Origin of the sequence: Lacrimispora amygdalina (genome assembly GCF_003432035.1) — a bacterium.
GTDB lineage: Bacteria > Bacillota > Clostridia > Lachnospirales > Lachnospiraceae > Lacrimispora > Lacrimispora amygdalina.
This window is the reverse complement of sequence record NZ_QOHO01000053.1, coordinates 78,668-98,563: the sequence shown is the minus strand read 5'-3', so window position 1 is coordinate 98,563 and position 19,896 is coordinate 78,668. Positions and strand designations below refer to the sequence as shown.

22 protein-coding genes are annotated in these 19,896 nt (G+C 45.4%); 21 read left to right on the top strand and 1 reads right to left on the bottom strand.

From position 1 onward, the window contains the following. The first annotated feature begins 132 nt into the window (after positions 1–132). From DS742_RS17050 to hydF, 15 genes are all read left to right on the top strand, one after another. Entirely contained in the window at positions 133–354 is a 222-nt protein-coding gene (locus tag DS742_RS17050; protein ID WP_117418183.1) for an alpha/beta-type small acid-soluble spore protein, read from the top strand. A gap of 71 nt (positions 355–425) precedes the next feature. Next, on the top strand, positions 426–1,598 hold the full coding sequence (gene cbiD, locus DS742_RS17045) for a cobalt-precorrin-5B (C(1))-methyltransferase CbiD (protein ID WP_117418182.1): 1,173 nt from the start codon (positions 426–428) through the stop codon (positions 1,596–1,598). Positions 1,599–1,641: 43 nt separating this feature from the next. After that, complete coding sequence (gene cobI / locus DS742_RS17040) at positions 1,642–2,319, top strand: precorrin-2 C(20)-methyltransferase (protein WP_117418181.1); 678 nt, start codon at positions 1,642–1,644, stop codon at positions 2,317–2,319. A 2-nt stretch (positions 2,320–2,321) separates the two neighbouring features. After that, on the top strand, positions 2,322–3,089 hold the full coding sequence (gene cobM, locus DS742_RS17035) for a precorrin-4 C(11)-methyltransferase (RefSeq protein WP_117418180.1): 768 nt from the start codon (positions 2,322–2,324) through the stop codon (positions 3,087–3,089). Next, entirely contained in the window at positions 3,086–4,123 is a 1,038-nt protein-coding gene (locus tag DS742_RS17030; RefSeq protein WP_117418179.1) for a cobalt-precorrin 5A hydrolase, read from the top strand. The genes cobM and DS742_RS17030 overlap by 4 nt, the downstream gene beginning before the upstream one ends. Then, complete coding sequence (cobJ, locus tag DS742_RS17025) at positions 4,120–4,860, top strand: precorrin-3B C(17)-methyltransferase (RefSeq protein WP_117418178.1); 741 nt, start codon at positions 4,120–4,122, stop codon at positions 4,858–4,860. Before DS742_RS17030 ends, cobJ begins: the two co-directional genes overlap by 4 nt. Beyond that, positions 4,853–6,271, top strand: coding sequence for a precorrin-6A reductase (gene cobK / locus DS742_RS17020; RefSeq protein ID WP_117418177.1), 1,419 nt, complete (start codon positions 4,853–4,855; stop codon positions 6,269–6,271). Before cobJ ends, cobK begins: the two co-directional genes overlap by 8 nt. A 3-nt stretch (positions 6,272–6,274) precedes the next feature. Continuing rightward, complete coding sequence (gene cbiT, locus DS742_RS17015) at positions 6,275–6,856, top strand: precorrin-6Y C5,15-methyltransferase (decarboxylating) subunit CbiT (protein WP_117418176.1); 582 nt, start codon at positions 6,275–6,277, stop codon at positions 6,854–6,856. After that, the gene (locus DS742_RS17010) at positions 6,840–8,243 is read left to right on the top strand and encodes a cobyrinic acid a,c-diamide synthase CobB (RefSeq protein WP_242996549.1); all 1,404 of its coding nucleotides are present in this window, start codon (positions 6,840–6,842) and stop codon (positions 8,241–8,243) included. The genes cbiT and DS742_RS17010 overlap by 17 nt, the downstream gene beginning before the upstream one ends. Then, entirely contained in the window at positions 8,230–8,772 is a 543-nt protein-coding gene (locus tag DS742_RS17005; RefSeq protein ID WP_117418175.1) for a GNAT family N-acetyltransferase, read from the top strand. Before DS742_RS17010 ends, DS742_RS17005 begins: the two co-directional genes overlap by 14 nt. 3 nt (positions 8,773–8,775) lie before the next feature. Beyond that, a complete protein-coding gene (cobT, locus tag DS742_RS17000; protein ID WP_117418174.1) occupies positions 8,776–9,858 on the top strand; it encodes a nicotinate-nucleotide--dimethylbenzimidazole phosphoribosyltransferase in 1,083 nt (360 codons plus the stop codon). Further along, a complete protein-coding gene (locus DS742_RS16995) occupies positions 9,855–10,400 on the top strand; it encodes a bifunctional adenosylcobinamide kinase/adenosylcobinamide-phosphate guanylyltransferase (protein ID WP_117418173.1) in 546 nt (181 codons plus the stop codon). Before cobT ends, DS742_RS16995 begins: the two co-directional genes overlap by 4 nt. A 169-nt stretch (positions 10,401–10,569) precedes the next feature. Continuing rightward, positions 10,570–10,821, top strand: coding sequence for a TM1266 family iron-only hydrogenase system putative regulator (locus DS742_RS16990; protein ID WP_117418172.1), 252 nt, complete (start codon positions 10,570–10,572; stop codon positions 10,819–10,821). Positions 10,822–10,881: 60 nt separating this feature from the next. After that, positions 10,882–12,297 (top strand): [FeFe] hydrogenase H-cluster radical SAM maturase HydG, encoded by a 1,416-nt coding sequence (gene hydG / locus DS742_RS16985; RefSeq protein ID WP_117418171.1) that lies wholly within the window; start codon positions 10,882–10,884, stop codon positions 12,295–12,297. 33 nt (positions 12,298–12,330) lie between these two features. Beyond that, positions 12,331–13,524 carry a [FeFe] hydrogenase H-cluster maturation GTPase HydF gene (gene hydF / locus DS742_RS16980; RefSeq protein ID WP_117418170.1) on the top strand — a complete coding sequence of 398 codons (1,194 nt, stop codon included), beginning with the start codon at positions 12,331–12,333 and terminating at the stop codon, positions 13,522–13,524. Positions 13,525–13,591: 67 nt separating this feature from the next. Here the strand turns inward: hydF and DS742_RS16975 are convergent, their stop codons facing one another. Beyond that, complete coding sequence (locus DS742_RS16975; protein WP_117418169.1) at positions 13,592–14,080, bottom strand: YcxB family protein; 489 nt, start codon at positions 14,078–14,080, stop codon at positions 13,592–13,594. A gap of 315 nt (positions 14,081–14,395) precedes the next feature. Between DS742_RS16975 and DS742_RS16965 the strand changes: the two genes are divergently transcribed. Genes DS742_RS16965 through DS742_RS16940 form a run of 6 tightly spaced genes read left to right on the top strand, consistent with a single transcriptional unit; the run spans position 14,396 to position 19,869 of the window. Then, positions 14,396–15,160: an adenosylcobinamide-GDP ribazoletransferase gene (locus tag DS742_RS16965; RefSeq protein WP_117418168.1), complete on the top strand. Its 765-nt coding sequence runs from the start codon at positions 14,396–14,398 to the stop codon at positions 15,158–15,160. A 19-nt stretch (positions 15,161–15,179) separates the two neighbouring features. After that, complete coding sequence (locus DS742_RS16960; protein WP_242996547.1) at positions 15,180–15,575, top strand: bifunctional adenosylcobinamide kinase/adenosylcobinamide-phosphate guanylyltransferase; 396 nt, start codon at positions 15,180–15,182, stop codon at positions 15,573–15,575. A gap of 21 nt (positions 15,576–15,596) precedes the next feature. Next, positions 15,597–16,577, top strand: a complete 981-nt coding sequence (gene cbiB, locus DS742_RS16955) for an adenosylcobinamide-phosphate synthase CbiB (RefSeq protein ID WP_117418167.1) — start codon at positions 15,597–15,599, stop codon at positions 16,575–16,577. Between the two features lie 26 nt (positions 16,578–16,603). After that, a complete protein-coding gene (locus tag DS742_RS16950; RefSeq protein ID WP_117418185.1) occupies positions 16,604–17,692 on the top strand; it encodes a pyridoxal phosphate-dependent aminotransferase in 1,089 nt (362 codons plus the stop codon). Between the two features lie 4 nt (positions 17,693–17,696). After that, positions 17,697–19,244 carry a cobyric acid synthase gene (locus DS742_RS16945; RefSeq protein ID WP_117418166.1) on the top strand — a complete coding sequence of 516 codons (1,548 nt, stop codon included), beginning with the start codon at positions 17,697–17,699 and terminating at the stop codon, positions 19,242–19,244. Continuing rightward, positions 19,234–19,869: a precorrin-8X methylmutase gene (locus tag DS742_RS16940; protein ID WP_170313496.1), complete on the top strand. Its 636-nt coding sequence runs from the start codon at positions 19,234–19,236 to the stop codon at positions 19,867–19,869. Before DS742_RS16945 ends, DS742_RS16940 begins: the two co-directional genes overlap by 11 nt. Positions 19,870–19,896 lie beyond the last annotated feature (27 nt).

Below are 19,896 nucleotides of genomic sequence, written 5' to 3'. Positions count from 1 at the left end.
ACTCCCATACATCGAAGGGAAGGTCGGTAGATAAAATAATTATCTACCTCCTACCCGATTTTATTCAAATGGAGTTTATTTCCAGCTGAAACGGGCATACTCTTTTTAGATTTATGAAAGGAGAACGACAGTATGCCAAAAGGAAAGAAAACAGAACCCTTTGATCCCCGCAACTTAAAACCGGAGGAGATACTTAAATTTGAAATAGCAACGGAGCTTGGTCTTGACCAAAAGGTGATAACCGGAGGCTGGCGCTGTTTAAGTGCAAAGGAGAGCGGCCGGATCGGCGGTCTGATTACCAAGAGAAAAAGAGAAATGAAGAACGACGCAATTGAGAAAAAAGAGGAAGTATAGGTAAAAAGCAGGAAATTCCTTGCACCGGAGGCAAAAATCTCTTATAATATTTTTCAAAGAGGAAGAGAAAAATGGAAAAAAGAGAATTGCGATGCGGATTTACCACTGGTACCTGTGCGGCTGTTGCTGCCAAAGCGGCGGCAGCAATGCTGCTTTCGGGTAACCCGTTACAACATATGAAGCTAATGACGCCAAAAGGGACGGAAGCCGATCTGCCCCTTTTTCATGTTGTCGTGAAGCAGGACAAGGCATCCTGTGCAGTCAGAAAAGATGCAGGTGATGATCCGGATGTTACCGACAAGGCTCTGATCTTTGCATCTGTGGAATTCTTAAATGAAGCTTTAGAAGACGGATCTGCAGCCGGCTGTTCTTTTGTAAGAGAGAAGACCGGTGAATTCGGGCAGCTGGTTTTAACAGCACTAAAAGGTGTCGGCCGGGTGACCAAACCCGGCCTTTCTTCACCTGTTGGATATCCGGCTATTAATCCGGTGCCCAGAAGCATGATCTTTGATGAAGTGGATGAAGTAAGAAGAATGGCCGGTTACAAAGGCGCGCTTCTTATCTCCGTGTGGATTCCCAAAGGCAGGGAGCTGGCAGAGAAGACTTTTAATTCAAAGCTTGGAATTACAGGGGGGCTGTCCATTCTTGGAACAACCGGAATTGTAAAGCCCATGAGTGAGGAGGCTCTGGTAGCAACCATTCGCCTGGAGCTTCATATGAAAGCAGTGGCCGGGCTGAAACGGGTGATTTTAACGCCGGGCAATTATGGAGAGTCATTTATAAAAGAGGAGTTAAACCTTCCGGAGGGGGAAGGTGTTACTGTCAGCAATTTTATCCGGGAATCCTGCAGAATGGTGAAGGAAGAAGGGTTTGAGCAGATCCTATTTGTGGGACATATCGGAAAGCTTGTAAAGGTTGCGGGCGGTGTGGAAAATACCCACTCCAGGTATGGAGACCGCCGTATGGAGGTGCTTTGGGATTGTGCCCGGGCTTTTTTGGGCAGTGAAGAGAAGGAAGCCATCCGTTCGGCCAATACCATGGAAACGGCAGCCGGTATTTTAAAGGAACTGGGAGTCTTAAAACCGGTAATGTCTGAGGTGGTGAAGAGAATAAAGGCATATATGACGGATTGGACAGGGGGAATTCCCGTGGAAGTAATTACGTTTTCAAATACTCTGGGGATTCTTTCCATGACACCGGATGCCCCGGAGATGATTAAGAAATATTTTACGGCGGATACATAAAATCAGAATAACAGACAAGCGAAAGCAGACAGGAGGTTAACATATGGCTGGAATCATGTATGGCATCGGAGTAGGCCCGGGAGATCCGGAACTGATGACCTTAAAGGCGGTCCGGAGAATCCGGGAAGTGGATGTCATTGCCATCCCGCACAGCGATAAAGATATTTGTACGGCATACCAGATTGCAAAGGCGGCAGTTCCGGAGATTGAGGAAAAGGAGTGCCTTTATCTGCCCATGCCCATGACAAAAGATAAGAAGGTTCTTTTAGAAAGCCATGAATCTGCTGCAAAAGCAGTGATGGAACGGCTGGACAGAGAGGAAAATGTGGGATTTATCACACTTGGCGATGTCTCTGTCTATTCCACCTGCAGCTATCTTTTAGACAGGCTTTGGAAGGAAGGCTATGCAACACGGCTGGAAAGCGGAATCACATCATTTTGTGCCGCTGCGGCAAGACTTGGCACTCCTTTGGTTTCAGGAGCAGAGGAACTTCACATTATTCCCGCATCTTATCAGATCAAAGAGGCGTTAAAGCTTCCCGGTGTAAAGGTTCTTATGAAGGCGGGGAGACAGATGAAGGCGGTTAAGGAAGAAATCAGAGCCAGCGGACTTGAGGCTGTTATGGTGGAGAACTGCGGTATGTCAGATGAGCGGGTCTATCATTCTCTTATGGAGATTCCCGATGAAGCAGGTTATTATTCATTGATTATAGTGAGGTAAACATGGTACATATTGTAGGAGCAGGTCCGGGAGCACCGGATTTAATAACAGTAAGAGGAAAAGAACTTTTAGAAAATGCGGACGTAATTATTTATGCAGGTTCCCTGGTAAATCCGGCTCTTCTGAATTATAAAAAGGAAGGCTGTGCTGTCTATGACAGTGCGAAGATGACACTGGAAGAAGTCATCGGAGTCATGGTACAGGCGGAGTCAAAAGGAGAAATGACAGTCCGTCTTCATACAGGAGATCCCTGTATTTACGGAGCGATCAGAGAGCAGATGGATGAGCTTGATAACAGGGCAATTCCCTATGAGGTCTGTCCTGGTGTCAGCTCCTTCTGCGGCGCGGCTTCCGCCCTTAAGATGGAGTACACCCTTCCGGATGTAACACAGAGCGTGGTGATTACCAGAATGGCAGGGCGTACACCGGTACCGGAAAGAGAATCCATTGCCTCTTTTGCCGCTCACGGCGCAACCATGGTGATTTTTTTAAGCACAGGAATGCTGAAAGAACTGTCAAAAGAACTGATTCGTGGCGGTTATTCACCGGAGACACCTGCTGCAATTTGTTATAAGGCAACGTGGCCGGAGGAAAAGACGGTGGTCTGCACCGTCCAGACGCTGGAGGAAAGTGCACAGAGGGAGCAGATACGCAAAACAGCACTGATTCTGGTAGGAGATGCTGTGTCACAAAGCAATTACCGGCGCTCCCTTCTCTATGATCCGTCATTTACCACTGAATTTCGGAAAGGGACCGGGGAGACGGTATGAAAATTGCTGTCATTTGCTTTACTGGGGCAGGAGCCAGTACCGCTCTCAGGCTGATGGAAGGACTTATAAAAGAGGGGGATCTTTGCGAAGGTTTTGGAAAGGGGCGGGGATTAAAGCCACTCACTTCGTCTTTGGCAGAGTGGACCAGGAAACAGTTTCTTGAAAAAGACGGAATTGTGTTTATCGGAGCAATGGGAATTGCGGTCCGCTCCATTGCCCCCTGTTTAAAAGGAAAAGCAGTGGATCCTGCAGTTGTGGTTTTGGATGACGAAGGAAGGTTTAGTATTTCTGTTCTTTCCGGTCACTTAGGAGGAGCGAATGAACTGACTGGGCGTGCAGCCAGAATCACAGGAGGCCAGGCTGTGATTACCACCTCTACAGATATACATGGAAAATTTGCGGTTGATCTGTTTGCAAAAAGACTGGGACTTGCCATAACAGAACTAAACAAGGTAAAGAAGGTGTCCGCGGCTGTGCTGAGGGGAGAAATGGTTGGATTTTTCAGTGACTTTCCAATAGAAGGGAAGCTGCCGGAGGAATTATGTTCAGGTGCAGATGCGGACATAAGTCTGTTTGTTACTCTTTTAAATCTGCCGGATGCAGGAAAGACGGATCATCTGCTCAGGCTTGTTCCAAAGATTCTGATTCTGGGAATCGGATGCAGGAAAGGGACACCTGTTACAGCTATCCGGGATGGGGTATCACGGGTTTTAGAAGAGCATAATTTATCTCCTCTTGCCATAGCAGGATGTGCAAGCATTGATTTAAAGAAAGAGGAAGAAGGTATCTGTGCATTTGCCGCAGAAACCGGAGTTCCTTTTTATACCTATCCGGCAGAGGTTCTTGCCGGAATAGAAGGAGAATTTACCTCTTCCCCATTTGTAAAGCGGATTACAGGTGTGGACAATGTATGCGAACGGGCAGCGCTTTGCTGTGTTAAGGAGCTGGGGGGCGGAAAACTGATTGTAAAAAAAGAAGCGGCTGCCGGCGTGACAGTTGCGGCTGCAGTCAGGGATTGGAAGGTAATGATATGAGAACAACAGGTAAATTGTATGTGGTAGGAATCGGTCCTGGTTCCTATGAGGATATGACAATCAGGGCAGTGAGTGCGTTAAAAGACAGTGAAATGATTGTGGGGTATACGGTTTATGTAGATCTTTTGCGGGAACATTTTCCGGAGAAAGAGATGCTCACCACACCCATGCGGCAGGAACAGGAGCGGTGCCAGATGGCAATTTTAGAAGCACAGAAAGGTAAACGGGTTGCCATGGTCTGCAGCGGAGATTCTGGCGTATATGGCATGAGCGGCCTCATTCTTCAGCTGGCAGAAAATGCGAAGGATCTGGAAATTGAAGTGATTCCCGGTGTCACAGCAGCACTCAGCGGCGGAGCTGTGCTTGGCGCACCTCTTGGTCATGATTTTGCCGTAATCAGCTTAAGTGATCTTCTTACGCCTATGGAACTGATAGAAGACAGGCTGAAAAATTCGGCCCTTTGTGATATGGTCATCTGTCTTTACAATCCTTCAAGCAAAAAACGGGCGGATTATCTGAAGAATGCCTGTGAAATCGTGCTGCAATACCAGAAACCGGAGACTGTCTGTGGGCTTGTGAAAAACATCGGCAGAGATGGAGAAGAGATGGAGGTTTTAACTCTTTCCCAGTTGAAAGACACCAAGGTGGATATGTTCACTACCGTTTACATAGGAAATTCCATGACCAGAGAGATAAACGGAAAGATGGTCACACCGAGAGGATATAAAAATGTGTAGAATTTTGATTTTCGGAGGAACAACAGAAGGACGGCTTCTGGCAGAATTCTGCCATGAAAACCAGATTGAGGCATGGGTCAGCGTTGCCACAGGCTATGGGAAGATGCTGCTTGTGGAAAGCCCCTTTCTCCATATTCATGATACTCCCATGGATGGGAAGGAAATGGAAGCCTTTATCAGGGAAAAAGGAATTACTCTTGTACTGGATGCCACTCACCCGTATGCTGCCGAAGTGAGCCGGAATATTCTTCATGCGTGTACGGCAACAGAGGCGAAACGTTTAAGGGTATTAAGGGAGTCGTTAAAAGACAGCGGTGAGGGAGCTCATGTGGTATGGGTGGACACCATGGAGGAGGCCATCCGCTTCTTAAACAAGAGTCCAGGCAATGTGCTGGCAACGACAGGAAGCAAGGAACTTGAATCCTATACAAAGCTTGAATGCTGGGAGGAACGGGTCTATGCAAGAGTTCTTCCCTCTGTATCCGTACTCACTGCCTGTGAGAAGATGGGATTTAGGGGAAACAGGATCATTGCTATGCAGGGACCATTTTCCCTCGAGCTTAACCAGGCGATGATCAGACAGTATGATATCCGTTTTCTCGTTACAAAGGAAGCCGGTCATGCGGGAGGCTTTTTAGAAAAACTGCAGGCTGCTGCTTCCTGTGAAATAACTGCTGTTGTAATTGGACGCCCCTTAAACGAAGAAGGGACCAGCTTAGAAGAAGCAAAGAAAATTTTAATAAAGAGGAAACCGGCAGAGACATCTTCCTGCAAAGGAGCCATTTATTTAATAGGAACCGGAATGGGCGGACCGGAGCAGATGACGGTAAAAGCTTTAAAAACTCTGCAGAGCTGCCAGGTGGTATTCGGGGCTGAGCGGATTCTTCATGATATCGGAGACTTAAGGCCGGATGTAATAAAGCTGCCTTATTATTTAAGTAAGGATATTCTTCCCTGGCTGAATGAACACAGGGATTATAAGAGGATGGCAGTTCTTTTCTCAGGAGATGCCGGTTTTTACAGTGGTGCGGAAAAAATGGCTGCTGCTCTTTTAAAGGAACCGTATTCAGAACTTTATGAAACGGAGATTCTTCCAGGGGTATCTTCCGTCTCATATTTATGCGCAAGACTTAAGACCGGCTGGGAGAATGTGCGGCTGATCAGCCTTCATGGCAGAGAATGGGATCTTATGGAAGAATTGAAAAACAATCAAAGAATATTCGCCCTGCTGGATAAGCGTAATTCGGTAAATGCTTTGTGCAGTCTTTTGGAGGAGAATGGATATGAAAATGCGTGTCTGTCTGTAGGTGAACGGTTGTCCTACGAAGACGAGCGGATCACCAGAGGAACACCAAAAACGCTTAAGGATCAGACGTTTGATATCCTGTCGGCGGTATTAATTGAGAGGTAGGAAATGAGAGATGAATTGTTTGTCCGTGGCGATGTTCCCATGACCAAAAGCGAGGTCCGGGCGGTTTGCGTATCCAAGCTGGAGCTGGCCCCGGATTCCATTCTTTATGATATTGGAGCAGGTACCGGCTCGGTATCCGTTGAGGCATCAGGGTATTTAACCAACGGAAAAGTTTATGCTGTGGAAAAAAAGCCGGAAGCACAGGTACTGATAGAAGCCAATAAAGAGAAATTTTCAGCAGATTGTATTACCGTGATAAAAGGAACCGCCCCGGAAGCCTTATCCGGTCTTGAAACCGCCACTCATGTCTTCCTGGGAGGTACTTCCGGAAATTTAGAAGAAATTTTAGATCATGTTATAAGAACGAATCCGGACGTCCGGGTTGTTGCTGATTTCATCGCTCTGGAATCCTTATCTGAAATGCTTATGTGGCTGAAAAAGCATTCCATAGAAGCAGAGATTATTCAAATGCAGGTTTCAAGGGCGAAAGCAGCAGGCAGTTATCACATGATGATGGGGCACAATCCCGTCTATATCATTTCCTTCGGAGGGGAAGGAGGAATGTCTTTTGAATCAGGGAAATAAGCGGATCATGCTTGCCGCACCAAAAAGCGGCAGCGGAAAAACCATGATAACCTGCGGGCTTTTGCAGGCGTTTTTGTTAAGAGGCATTACCTGCCGCTCCTTTAAGTGCGGTCCGGATTACATTGATCCCATGTTTCATAAGGCTGTTCTGGGAATAGACGGAGGAAATCTGGATACATTTTTTCTGGATAACGATTCTGTTAGAGAACTTTTAATCAGGGAGTCGGAGGAAGCAGAGATTTCAGTCATCGAGGGAGTCATGGGTTATTATGACGGAATGGGCGGAGACAGTACGTGGGCAAGCTCCTATGAAGTGGCCTGTACAGTGGAAGCGCCGGTGGTGCTTATCCTTGACTGCGCCGGTGCCAGTCTGTCCCTGGCCGCTGTTTTAAAAGGCTTTTTGGAGTTCAGGAGAGACAGCCATATCAAGGGAGTGATTTTAAACAGAATATCACCTGCCATGGCAGAGCGGTTAACTCCCCAATTAGAGGCAATGGGAATCCACGTTTTTGGGTATCTTCCCCAATGCGCAGAAGCAGATTTTTCCAGCCGCCATCTGGGGCTGGTACTTCCCTCAGAAGTGGAAGGGCTGAAGGATAAATTAAAAAAACTGGCTTATAAAATGGAAGAGACAGTTGACATAGACGGACTCCTTAAATTATCAGAAACTGCCCCTGTGCTTTCTTTTGAATCCGAAAAGAGCAGGAAAGAAAAATCAATCCCTTCCAGTGAGAAAGTACCGGTGGGAATCGCCGTTGATGAGGCCTTCTGTTTTTATTACCAGGAAAACAGAAAGCTGTTAGAAGAGATGGGGGCAGAACTGATTCCGTTCAGTCCGCTCAGAGACAGCCGTCTGCCGGCTGGAATCTGCGGGCTCATTCTGGGCGGAGGATACCCGGAACTTTATTTAAAACAACTGTCCGGGAATCAGGATATGCTGAGGGAAATCAGGGAGGCAAACAGGAATAAGATCCCCATTCTGGCGGAATGCGGCGGTTTTCTCTATCTTCACGAAGAACTGGAATCAGAGGAACATGAAGTCTGCCGGATGGCGGGAGTCATTCCAGGCAGGGCCTTTCCAGCAGGGAGATTAAAGCGGTTCGGATACATCGAAGCAGCTGCGAAAGATGATATGCCGTTCCTCAAAAAGGGAGAGTCTGTCAGAGGACATGAATTTCATTACTGGGACAGTACAAATAACGGAACACAGATGGAGGCGCGAAAGCCCGGACGGAATGTGAAATGGGATTGTGTGCTGGCAAAAGATAATGTAATGGCAGGTTTTCCCCATTTTTATTACCCCTCAAATCCAGGTCTTCCAGGAAGATTTTTAGAAGCATGCAGACAGGTTATGAAACGGAAGGACAAAACCCATGAAGGAATTTGAAATATTGAAGGGAAATCCAGAGGATATAGAGCAGATTGCAGAGCTATATGATGCTGTAATTGATCATTTGGAAAGTCATGTCAATTATCCGGGCTGGAGAAAAGGAATTTACCCTGTTAAAGAAGTTGCACAAGACGGTGTAGAAAAGGGAACTCTTTATGTGCTTTGGGCGGATGGCAAAGCAGCAGGTTCCGTGGTTGTCAACCAGTTTCAGGAAAAAGGATATGAAATGATAGCATGGAACCAGGAAGCGAAACCAGAGGAAGTAGCAGTCATCCATACGTTTTTAGTACATCCTGATTTTCTTGGCAGAGGATTTGGGAAAATATTGCTGGAATTTGCGGAGGAGAAAGCCAGGGAGCAGAAAAGAGCCGTAATCCGTCTTGATGTAAATGAAAAGAACATGCCTGCCATAAAGCTTTACAGGAAGCTTGGCTACTGTTTTGCAGGAAAAGCAGACTTAGGTTACGGAGAATATGGAATTCCATGGTTTGAGTTATATGAAAAAAGCTTAACTGGAAAGGCGTAAAAGATGATTGAAGAACTAAAGGATTATTTATCTTTGATACAGCCGCCTGATAAAAAGGCAATGGAGACTGCACGCCTGCGCTGGGCCCATGTAGCCAAACCGTTAAACAGCCTGGGTGTATTGGAAGATGATATTGTAAAAATTGCGGGAATCAGAAAAGATGCTCATGTATCCTTACATAAACGGGGACTTCTGATTCTCTGTGCGGATAACGGGATTGTTGAGGAAGGCGTTACCCAGACCGGAATGGAAGTTACAGCAGTGGTCACGGAAAATATGACAAAAGGCAACAGCAGTGTCTGTATTATGGCAAAACGGGCCGGTGTGGACGTTTATCCGGTTGATATGGGTGTTGCAAGGGATCTGGTATCCGGCTCCCGCTATCCTCTTTTAAACAGAAAAATTGCATATGGTACAAAGAATTTCCGAAAAACTAAGGCAATGACAAGAAATGAAGCTGTTCAGGCAATTAAAACAGGGATAGAACTCATGGGTGAGCTGTCAGAGAACGGTTATGATCTGGTGGCGACAGGAGAGATGGGAATCGGAAATACCACTACCAGCAGTGCAGCTGCCTCCCTTCTTTTAAAGCAGGACCCCGAAAAACTGACAGGAAGAGGTGCCGGATTAAATGATGCCGGATTGAAGCAGAAACGGAACGTAATCCGGGAGGCTGTGGCCGAGTATGGTCCCGGGTGTCAGGATGAAGTGGATATACTGTCAGCAGTGGGCGGTTTTGATCTGGCCGGTTTGACGGGAGTATTTTTAGGAGGAGCCATTTACCGGATTCCGGTGCTTTTAGACGGCTTTATATCAGCTGTGGCAGCACTTGCGGCAGAACGGATCTACCCGGGGTGCAGGGACTTTATGATTGCTTCCCATGTGTCCGCGGAACCGGCAGGACATATACTTCTTGAGGAACTGGGACTGCCGCCTCTCATACAGGCTGGTATGTGTCTGGGAGAAGGGACAGGGGCGGTTGCAGCAATTCCTCTGCTTGATATGGCAGCGGATGTATATGGAACCATGAGCTCCTTTGAGGATATTGAAATCGAGGCTTATAAGCCCATGGAGGATCAGTTATGACTGCCCTCATTATCGGAGGAAGCGGAAGCGGAAAATCGGAATATGCAGAAGACCTGGCAGTCTCTTTCGTTGGCAGCAGGATTTATATCGCCACTATGAAACCATGGGATGAGGAGTGCGCAAACAGAATCTTAAGGCACAGGAAAATGCGGGAGAAAAAGCAGTTTGAGACGGTGGAATGCTACCGCAGCTTAAAAAAACTGATATTTAAGAAAAGACCCTCTGTTATTCTTTTGGAATGTATGTCCAACCTGGTTTCCAATGAACTGTTTGGTTTATGGGAGGAGGGAGACATACCGGTGCTTGATAAAAATACGGCAGCGGCCGAAATTGCAGAAGGAATCATAAATTTAGAGCGCCAGACCGATCATCTGGTTATTGTGACAAATGATGTGTTTTCAGACGGAGATCATTACAGCTCCCAGACCAATGAATACAGGAAGGTTCTTGGCAGCGTCAATCAGCTTGCGGCGAAAAGAGCTCATATGGTGGTGGAAGTAGTGGCAGGAATCCCCATCAAAATGAAAGAAGGAACTAATTGAAAAAAATCCTCAAGTATGTTATATTTATCACATAGTAGCATCCTGATACCAAAAACCAGTTTTGAGGTAGAAGGTTCGGCATTTGAGGAATTGTTTGTTTGCCGCGCCTTTTTGGCGCGGCTTATCTTTTTTCAAATGATGAAGGGAAGACGGAAAGAAGGGGATAAGCATGGAAACAAGAATTGCTGTTATCGGTATTGTCGTGGAAGAGGAAGATTCTGTGGAAATTTTAAATGAAATTCTTCATGAGTACCGGCATTTCATCATCGGACGTATGGGAATCCCATATCCCAAAAAAGGAGTGAGCGTCATAAGCATTGCGGTGGATGCTCCTCAAAGTACCATTTCCGCCCTGACCGGAAAGATCGGGAAGTTAAGTGGAATCAGTTCCAAAACAGCCTATCAGAATGTGAATGCTTAGAAGTACAAAAAAACACTGACGGGAAAGCAGATGCTGACCCAAAAGAAAGGGTGAATCACTATGTATGATCCAAAATCGCCAAAAGCGGAAGAATTCATTTCTCATGAAGAAATTCTAAAAACTCTTGATTATGCGGAGCAAAACAAAAACAATGTGGAGCTGATTGACCAGATTATTACAAAAGCCAGAGAATTAAAGGGGCTTACCCACAGGGAAGCTTCGGTTCTTTTAGCCTGTGATATTCCGGAAAAGATCAATGAACTTTATGATCTGGCAGAGGAAATCAAAAAGAAATTTTACGGAACCCGCATTGTTATGTTCGCACCGCTCTATCTGTCCAATTACTGTGTAAATGGCTGTACCTATTGTCCCTATCATTTAAAAAACAAACATATTGCAAGAAAGAAACTGACTCAGGAAGAACTTGCCAGAGAAGTGATTGCTCTTCAGGACATGGGGCATAAGCGGCTTGCACTTGAGGCTGGAGAAGACCCTGTTAACAACCCGATTGAATATATTCTGGAATGCATTGATACCATTTATTCTATCAAGCATAAAAACGGAGCCATCCGCAGAGTGAATGTGAACATAGCAGCTACGACTGTGGAAAATTACCGGAAGTTAAAAGCTGCCGGAATCGGAACCTATATTTTATTCCAGGAAACTTATCATAAAGAAAGCTATGAAAGCCTTCACCCAACAGGACCAAAGCATGATTATGCTTACCATACAGAGGCCATGGACCGGGCGATGGAAGGCGGCATAGACGATGTGGGAATTGGAGTTTTGTTTGGACTGGAACGCTACAAATATGAATTCGCCGGGCTGTTAATGCATGCGGAGCATTTGGAGGCAGTTCATGGAGTAGGTCCTCATACCATCAGTGTTCCCCGTATTAAAAGTGCTGATGATATTGATCCCAATGCATTTTCCAATGGTATTGACGACGAAACGTTTGCAAAGCTCTGTGCGCTGATCCGTGTTTGTGTTCCTTACACAGGCATGATTGTATCCACGAGAGAAAGCCAGAGTGTGAGAGAAAAGGTAATCCGCCTTGGCGTGTCACAGATCAGCGGCGGTTCCAGAACCAGTGTGGGCGGATATGAGGAAGAGGTACGTCCGACGGATACCGAGCAGTTTGATGTATCGGACCAGAGAACCCTTGATGAGGTGGTGCACTGGCTGATGGATTTAGGATATATTCCTTCCTTCTGTACGGCATGCTACAGAGAAGGACGGACCGGCGACCGTTTTATGAGCCTGTGTAAAAGCGGCCAGATCCAAAACTGCTGCCAGCCCAATGCACTGATGACATTAAAGGAATATTTAATGGACTACGCTTCCGAGGAAACACGGAAAGTAGGAGAAGCGTTAATTGCAGCTGAATTAAATAATATCCCAAAAGAGAAGGTACGGCAGATCTGTGAAGATCATCTGGAGAAAATTGAAGCCGGAATTCGGGATTTCCGGTTCTGATACCACACTGACGACATGAAAAAGGAGAGTAACATGGGATTAAATGAGACGCCGTCATCTGAGAGAATTCACATCGGCTTTTTCGGCCGACGAAATGCAGGAAAATCAAGTGTAGTCAATGCAGTAACCGGACAGGAACTGTCTGTGGTATCGGATATTAAAGGAACCACAACAGATCCCGTTCATAAATCCATGGAGCTTCTTCCCATGGGACCGGTAGTAATTATCGATACACCAGGCTTCGATGATGAAGGTACCCTGGGTGAGATGCGTGTGCGAAAGACAAAACAGATCTTAAACCGCGTAGACTGTGCAGTCCTGGTGGTGGATGGAACTGCAGGAAAGACAGAAGTGGATGAGCAGCTGATCGGATTGTTTAAAGAGAAGAATATTCCTTATGTGGTTGCGTATAACAAGTCGGATCTTGTGGGAGAAGGAGATTATGAAGACGGTCTTTCCGTCAGTGCCCAGACAGGATTTTGCATCCATGAACTGAAGGAGCGGATCGGAGGTCTTGTTAATACAGGAGATATGAAGATGCAGATCGTAGGAGACTTACTAAAGCCCTGTGATCTTGTAATTCTGGTAATTCCCATTGATTCGGCGGCTCCCAAGGGCAGAATTATTCTGCCCCAGCAGCAGACCATGAGAGATATTTTAGAGGCCGGAGCGGTTGCCATATCCGTAAGGGATACGGAGTTAAAGCAGACCATTGAAAAGCTTGGAACCAAGCCTTATCTGGTTATAACAGACAGTCAGGCATTTGAACAGGTAAATAAGGATACACCGGATGATATTCTGCTGACCTCATTTTCCATTCTGATGGCAAGATACAAAGGCTTTTTAGAGGATGCAGTCAAAGGCGTGGCGGCCATCAGCACTCTAAAGGATGGGGACAAAGTTCTCATATCAGAAGGCTGTACCCATCACAGACAGTGTGATGACATCGGCACGGTGAAACTTCCACGGTGGCTGAAAGAATTTACGGGAAAAGATCTGGTGATCGAGACGTCTTCAGGCAGAGAGTTCCCGGAAGAACTTTCCGGCTACCAGCTGATCATTCACTGCGGAAGCTGTATGCTAAATGAAAGGGAGATGGTATACCGCAGAAAGACAGCAGCGGATGCAGGAGTGCCCTTTACCAACTATGGAACTGCCATTGCTTATATGAAGGGAATTTTAAAGAGAAGCTTAGAGGTGCTTCCGGATCTGAAAAAACTCATTTAGGCAGTATAATCTGTAAGGCTGCCGCATCAAAGACCCTGGTGTCTGAGAATGCGGCAGCCTGTATGTTTTAAGGAGTTGTTAAATGAGAAGTTAAAAGCTGTCTGAATGCGCAGATTTCTTCTTCTGATGTAAAAACACGTTTTGGTATTAATGTATAGGAGCGCTTTTTCTGAATAAGGTAAAAATAGTTCTTGTTTTCCCTATAGTGTTTGTAGATATCCCAGGTCATGGTGGAATGCACGGCGTGTGCGTCAAATGTGATTTTATCGTCTTCGAACAGCAGCTTATAAGGATGACGAAGTTGTTCATATTCCTTGTAAATTATGTAAGGCCGAATGATAATGACTGTAATAACCGTGATATTTATAAAATATATCACGAAGGCAAGTATGACATAAACTTCACTAAATCCGTATTGATAAAACAAATAGATCGGAATCAGTAAGGAACATACCAGGATAACCAAATCAAAATTGTTAAATACCTTTGTCAGAAATAAATAGTTTCTCCAGCCGTCTGCATATTCTTCTTTTGTATAAGTGAATTCCAATAACATACATTTCCCCCCTTTGTTTGATTATTCAAGTTTATCATAAAAAATGAAACAGGAAAAGTATAACAGTATATGGATATTATCATTAAACAGAATAGCATACGTCTCGGCATAGGACAGAGTGTTTCCTTCAATTTTATTTGAATGATATGTGCATCTGGTTTTGCTTAGTGACTGTCAATAAATAATATGTTTGAAACTGCTCCATGACATGATTGGAAATGACATTTGCCAATTTTTGTGATATTATATTTTTTAATGACTGCTAAGTGTTGGAACTAAAATGAGAGCTTTCATGATAGGAAAGGGGGCAGGACCATGAATCTTACCGGCAGTATGATGATCGCTTTCTCCATGTATTCCCGGATACCAGTGCCCCAGGTCCAGTGGACAAAAGAGCGGATGAAATATGCCATGTGCTTTTTTCCGCTGATAGGAGCAGTAATTGGTTTGCTGGAGTATGGCGCCATTCTTCTTTTTCGTACTTTTGGATTTCCTTTTTTAGAACAGATCATGCCTGTTGTCATCCCTGTGTTGGTTACAGGTGGAATTCATATGGATGGATTGCTTGATGTAATCGATGCAAAATCATCCCACGGCGAAACTGAGAAAAAGCTGGAGATACTCAAAGATCCCCATACAGGGGCATTTGCAATTATTGGCTGTGGAATTTATTTCCTTTTATACCTGGCATTTTTTATGGAAATGAGGTCTGCCATGATCCCTGCCTATTGCCTGACGTTTGTTATAACCAGAGCCTTAAGCGGACTTGCTGTTGTTACCTTCCCTATGGCGAAAAAAAGCGGACTGGCAGCGGCTTTTTCAGATGGAGCTCATAAAAGAGCGGTTGGAACTGTTATGGTTCTTTATCTTGGAATTTCCTTCCTGGGAGTCTGGATTTTAGCAGGCGCATGGGCATTATTGGTCGTTTCTGCCATATCGTTTATGGTATTTTTGTATTATTACTGCATGTCAAAACGGGAATTTGGAGGAATCACAGGAGATCTTGCAGGTTACTTTCTTCAGATCCTGGAACTGGCTCTTGTAATGGGACTGGCTGTCCTGTCACACATAAAAATATAGAAACGGCAGGAAGGAATTAATGAATATGAAGTTAATTATCGGCGGAGCATGGCAGGGAAAGCTTTCCTATGCCCTGCAGCTTGCAAATATAGAAACGTATGATAAAAAACAGGTTGCAGAAGGGGGCTCAGACTCCTATCCGGCAGCGTTTGAATCCAGAATCATTCACAATTTTCATGAGTATGTCAAAAGACTTCTGAGGGAAGAAAAGAATCCGGAAGAATTTATACGAAATATTCTGGAAAAGAATCCGGAAGTGATTATTACCATCAATGAGCTTGGATGCGGGATTGTGCCCGAAGATCCGTTTGACAGGCGGTGGAGGGAAAGTGCCGGCAGAGCGGCAGTGGAGCTGGCAAAACACAGCGGCGAAGTATACCGGCTGGTATGCGGGTTACCTGCCCGGATTAAATAGAACAGGGAAAAGGACTGACTTATGTTTAACTATCATATAACTGCGGTACTGATTGGCTGTTTTCTGGATGCGTGCTTTGGAGATCCGTTATTTTTGTGGCATCCCGTATGCGGAATTGGAAACCTGATAAGCTGGCTGGAGAAAAAATTGCGGTCTGTATTCCCGAAAGATGAAACAGGGGAAAGACAGGCAGGTGTATGTCTGGTTTTACTGGTGCTTCTTGCAGCAGGTGGTTTTTCCTTTGGTCTTTTGTCTGTTTCCTACAGCCTTTCCCCCATAGCCGGGCTCGCTGTGGAAAGCATTATGTGTTATCAGATGATGGCCTGGCATTCTTTAAGAAAAGAGAGTATGAAGGTATACCGTGCATTTTTAAAACAGGATACGGAAGAAGCGAGGCAGGCAGTATCCATGATAGTGGGCAGAGATACAAAAAATCTTACAGATATGGGTATTACAAAGGCCACAGTGGAAACCGTAGCGGAGAATACCTCCGATGGAGTGATCGCTCCTTTGATATTCATGACACTTTTTGGAGGGACCGGTGTATTTCTTTATAAGGCAGTTAACACCATGGATTCCATGGTAGGCTATAAAAATGACCGGTATCTCTGGTTTGGGCGGTGTGCAGCAAAGCTTGATGATCTGGTTAACTTTGTTCCGGCCCGATTATCAGCCTTTTTCATGCTGGCGGCAGGTTATTTATGCCAATTGTTTTATGGAGGAAAGTATAATGGAAGGAATGGACTCCGTATTTTTAAACGTGACCGTTTTAACCACAAAAGTCCTAATTCCGCGCAGACCGAATCAGCCTGTGCTGGGATTCTACAGATAGAGCTGGCTGGAAATGCATGGTATTTTGGAACCTTATATGAAAAACCTGTCATAGGAGATCCGGTGAGGGCGGTGGAGTATGAAGACATCTTAAGAGCCAACAGACTGATGACGGTTACATACATACTGGCACTTATCCCTGTTGGAATTCTGCTCTTTATCACTTTTTAGAAGATATAAAAATGGGAGAAATAAAAATGGAATATCAGCATGGCGGAGACATTTACACCAATCGCGTTACTATGGATTATTCAGCCAACATCAATCCGCTTGGCCTTCCGGAAGGCGTTAAAAAAGCACTTCTGCAGGCAGTTGATGACTGCTCCTGCTATCCGGACAGCCGCTGCGGGAAATTGAGGACAGAGCTTGGATCATTTCATGGATTTTCTAAAGAGCATATTATCTGCGGTAACGGAGCTGCGGATTTAATCTTTCAGATTGTGCAGGTTAAAAGACCCGGACGGGCTCTCTTAATCGCGCCGTCCTTTCTGGAATACCAACAGGCATTAGAGACTGTTTTTGCAGAGATTGTATGGTATGATTTAATGGAGGCTGACGGGTTTCATTTATCCGTTAAACCATTAATAGAATGGCTTAAATTAAGCGGTCAGGGAATTGAAATGATGTTTCTGTGCAATCCCAACAATCCAACCGGATTTGCACTTGAAAAAGAAGAAATGAAAGAACTTCTGGATTTTTGCGGGGAAAAAGGAATTTTCTGTGTAGTGGATGAATGCTTTAATGAATTTCTTGATGACCCTGAGGCTTATTCCGTACTGGATGTGATTTCATCTGGCGGCTATGACCATGTGTTTGTATTAAAAGCATTTACAAAAATTTATGCTATGGCAGGTCTCCGTCTTGGGTATGGCATATCCGCCGCAGAACAGACGATAGAAGCCATGAACCGGATCAGACAGCCCTGGAGTGTTTCTTCTCTCGCCCAGGCAGCCGGAGAGGCAGCCCTTGGTGAAACGCAATATGTGAAAGAAACCAGGCGGCTCATTATCTGTGAGCGGGAATACTTAAAACAAAACCTTCGTGATCTGGGTTTTCTTGTCTTTGATTCCATGGCAAATTATCTGTTTTTTAAAGATACAAGAAAGAAAGCACAGGATGAGGAAAAGCTATTATACAGGGAATTGCTTGACCGGCAGGTACTGATCCGCTCCTGTTCCAATTACAGAGGTTTAAATCATACCTATTACCGGATCTGTATCAGGCAGAGAAGAGAAAATGATGCATTTCTTGCAGTATTAAAATCCATACTGACAAAAGGAGAATGAGAGCATGGCAAAGACAATCATGATTCAGGGGACCATGTCCAATGCGGGGAAAAGCCTGATTACGGCAGGATTGTGCCGGATTTTTAAGCAGGACGGATACCGGGTTGCACCTTTCAAATCCCAGAATATGGCACTTAACTCCTTTATTACAGAGGAAGGACTGGAGATGGGCAGGGCACAGGTTGTGCAGGCTGAGGCTGCAGGCGTAACTCCTTTGGCAGCCATGAATCCGGTACTGTTAAAACCCACCAATGATACCGGTTCCCAGGTAATTGTGAATGGTGTATCCATTGGAAATATGCCTGCGAAAGAGTATTTTGCATATAAAAAGAACCTGATACCGGAGATAAAAAAAGCATTTGACAAGCTGTCAGAGGAATACGACATTATCGTAATTGAAGGGGCAGGAAGTCCTGCAGAGATCAATTTAAAACAGGAAGACATTGTCAATATGGGTATGGCAAAGATGGCAGATGCGCCGGTGCTGCTGGTGGGAGATATTGACCGAGGCGGTGTATTTGCCCAGCTTTACGGCACTGTTATGCTTTTGGAGTCGGATGAGAGGGCCAGAATCGGCGGCCTGATTGTAAATAAATTCCGCGGTGATAAAACTATTTTAGAACCAGGACTTGACATGATTAAAGAACGGCTTCACATACCGGTCGCCGGAGTGGTGCCGTACATGGATGTGGATATTGAAGACGAAGACAGCCTGGGAAATCATTTATGTAATACAGGAAAGTCAGAGCGGGCCGATGTGGAAATAGCGGTCATCCGTTTCCCCAGAATTTCAAATTTTACGGATTTTTCTGTTTTCTCTACAATTTCTTCGGTGGCGCTTCGCTATGTGGATTCTGTTTCAAGCCTGGGAAACCCGGATCTGGTAATTCTGCCGGGAAGTAAGAATACCATTGAAGATCTTCTCTGGATGCGGCAGAATGGTCTGGAGGCCGGGATATTAAAGCTGGTCTCATCAGGGGTTCCGGTATTTGGAATCTGCGGAGGGTTTCAGATGCTTGGCGAGCAGTTAAAGGATCCGCTGGCAGTGGAATCTTCTTCCGGCCGATCCTCCGTTCGCGGTATGGAACTGCTGCCTGTAAGGACTATGTTCGGAGCAGAAAAAACCAGAACAAGAGTGACAGGTGCCTGTACGGCAGTGGAAGGGATTTTTGAAGATTTATCAGGAATGAATATAGAAGGCTATGAGATTCATATGGGACAGACAGAGCGCGCACTGCCTCCTTTAGCCTATGTGATGGAGAGCCAGTCCGGCTCCCATCTGGCAAAAATGGATGGATGCCAGAGAAAGAATGTATACGGAACCTATATTCACGGTTTCTTTGACAGTGAGAACATTGCAGATACCATTGTAACGGCGCTGAGAAAGAAGAAAGGACTTGCCAGCCAGCCGGGAACGGCTGTCAGCTATCAGCAATATAAAGAAAAACAGTATGACAGACTGGCAGATCTTTTGCGGGAGAGTCTTGATATGGACCGGATTTACAGCCTTATGGGGTTGACGAAAGACAATGGAGGAAAGAATGGAGTTTAGAGAACTGGAACGGGTTCGCCCCGAGGAAATTGAGAAGAGAAGCTTTGAAATCATAACACAGGAGCTGGGAGATAAGAAACTGGATCCGGAACAGGAACTGGTAATCAAACGGGTGATTCATACAACAGCAGATTTTGACTATGCCGATCATTTGATATTTTCCCCCCATGCGGTTAAACTTGGAATAGAGGCATTAAAGGAAGGCGTTCCGGTAATCACCGATACCAATATGGGAAAAGCGGGAATCAATAAAAAGGCATTGGAACGGGCGGGAAGCAGTGTCCACTGCTTTATGGCAGATGAAGATGTGGCTGAAGATGCGAAAAACAGGCAGACCACACGGGCTCATGCCAGCATGGATAAGGCTGCCAGACTTTCAAAGGAATGCATTTTTGCCATTGGTAATGCACCTACAGCGCTGGTGCATCTTCATGAGCTGATACAGGAAGGAATTATAAAGCCCAGGTTAATCATCGGCGTTCCGGTGGGCTTTGTCAATGTGATTCAGTCCAAAGAGATGATTTTATCGCTTTCAGATGTGCCCTATATTGTGGCAAGAGGGAGAAAAGGCGGAAGTAATGTGGCAGCAGCAATTGTAAATGCAATGCTTTATCAGATTTCATAACATCATTGTTTCTTAAAGGGGTAAACA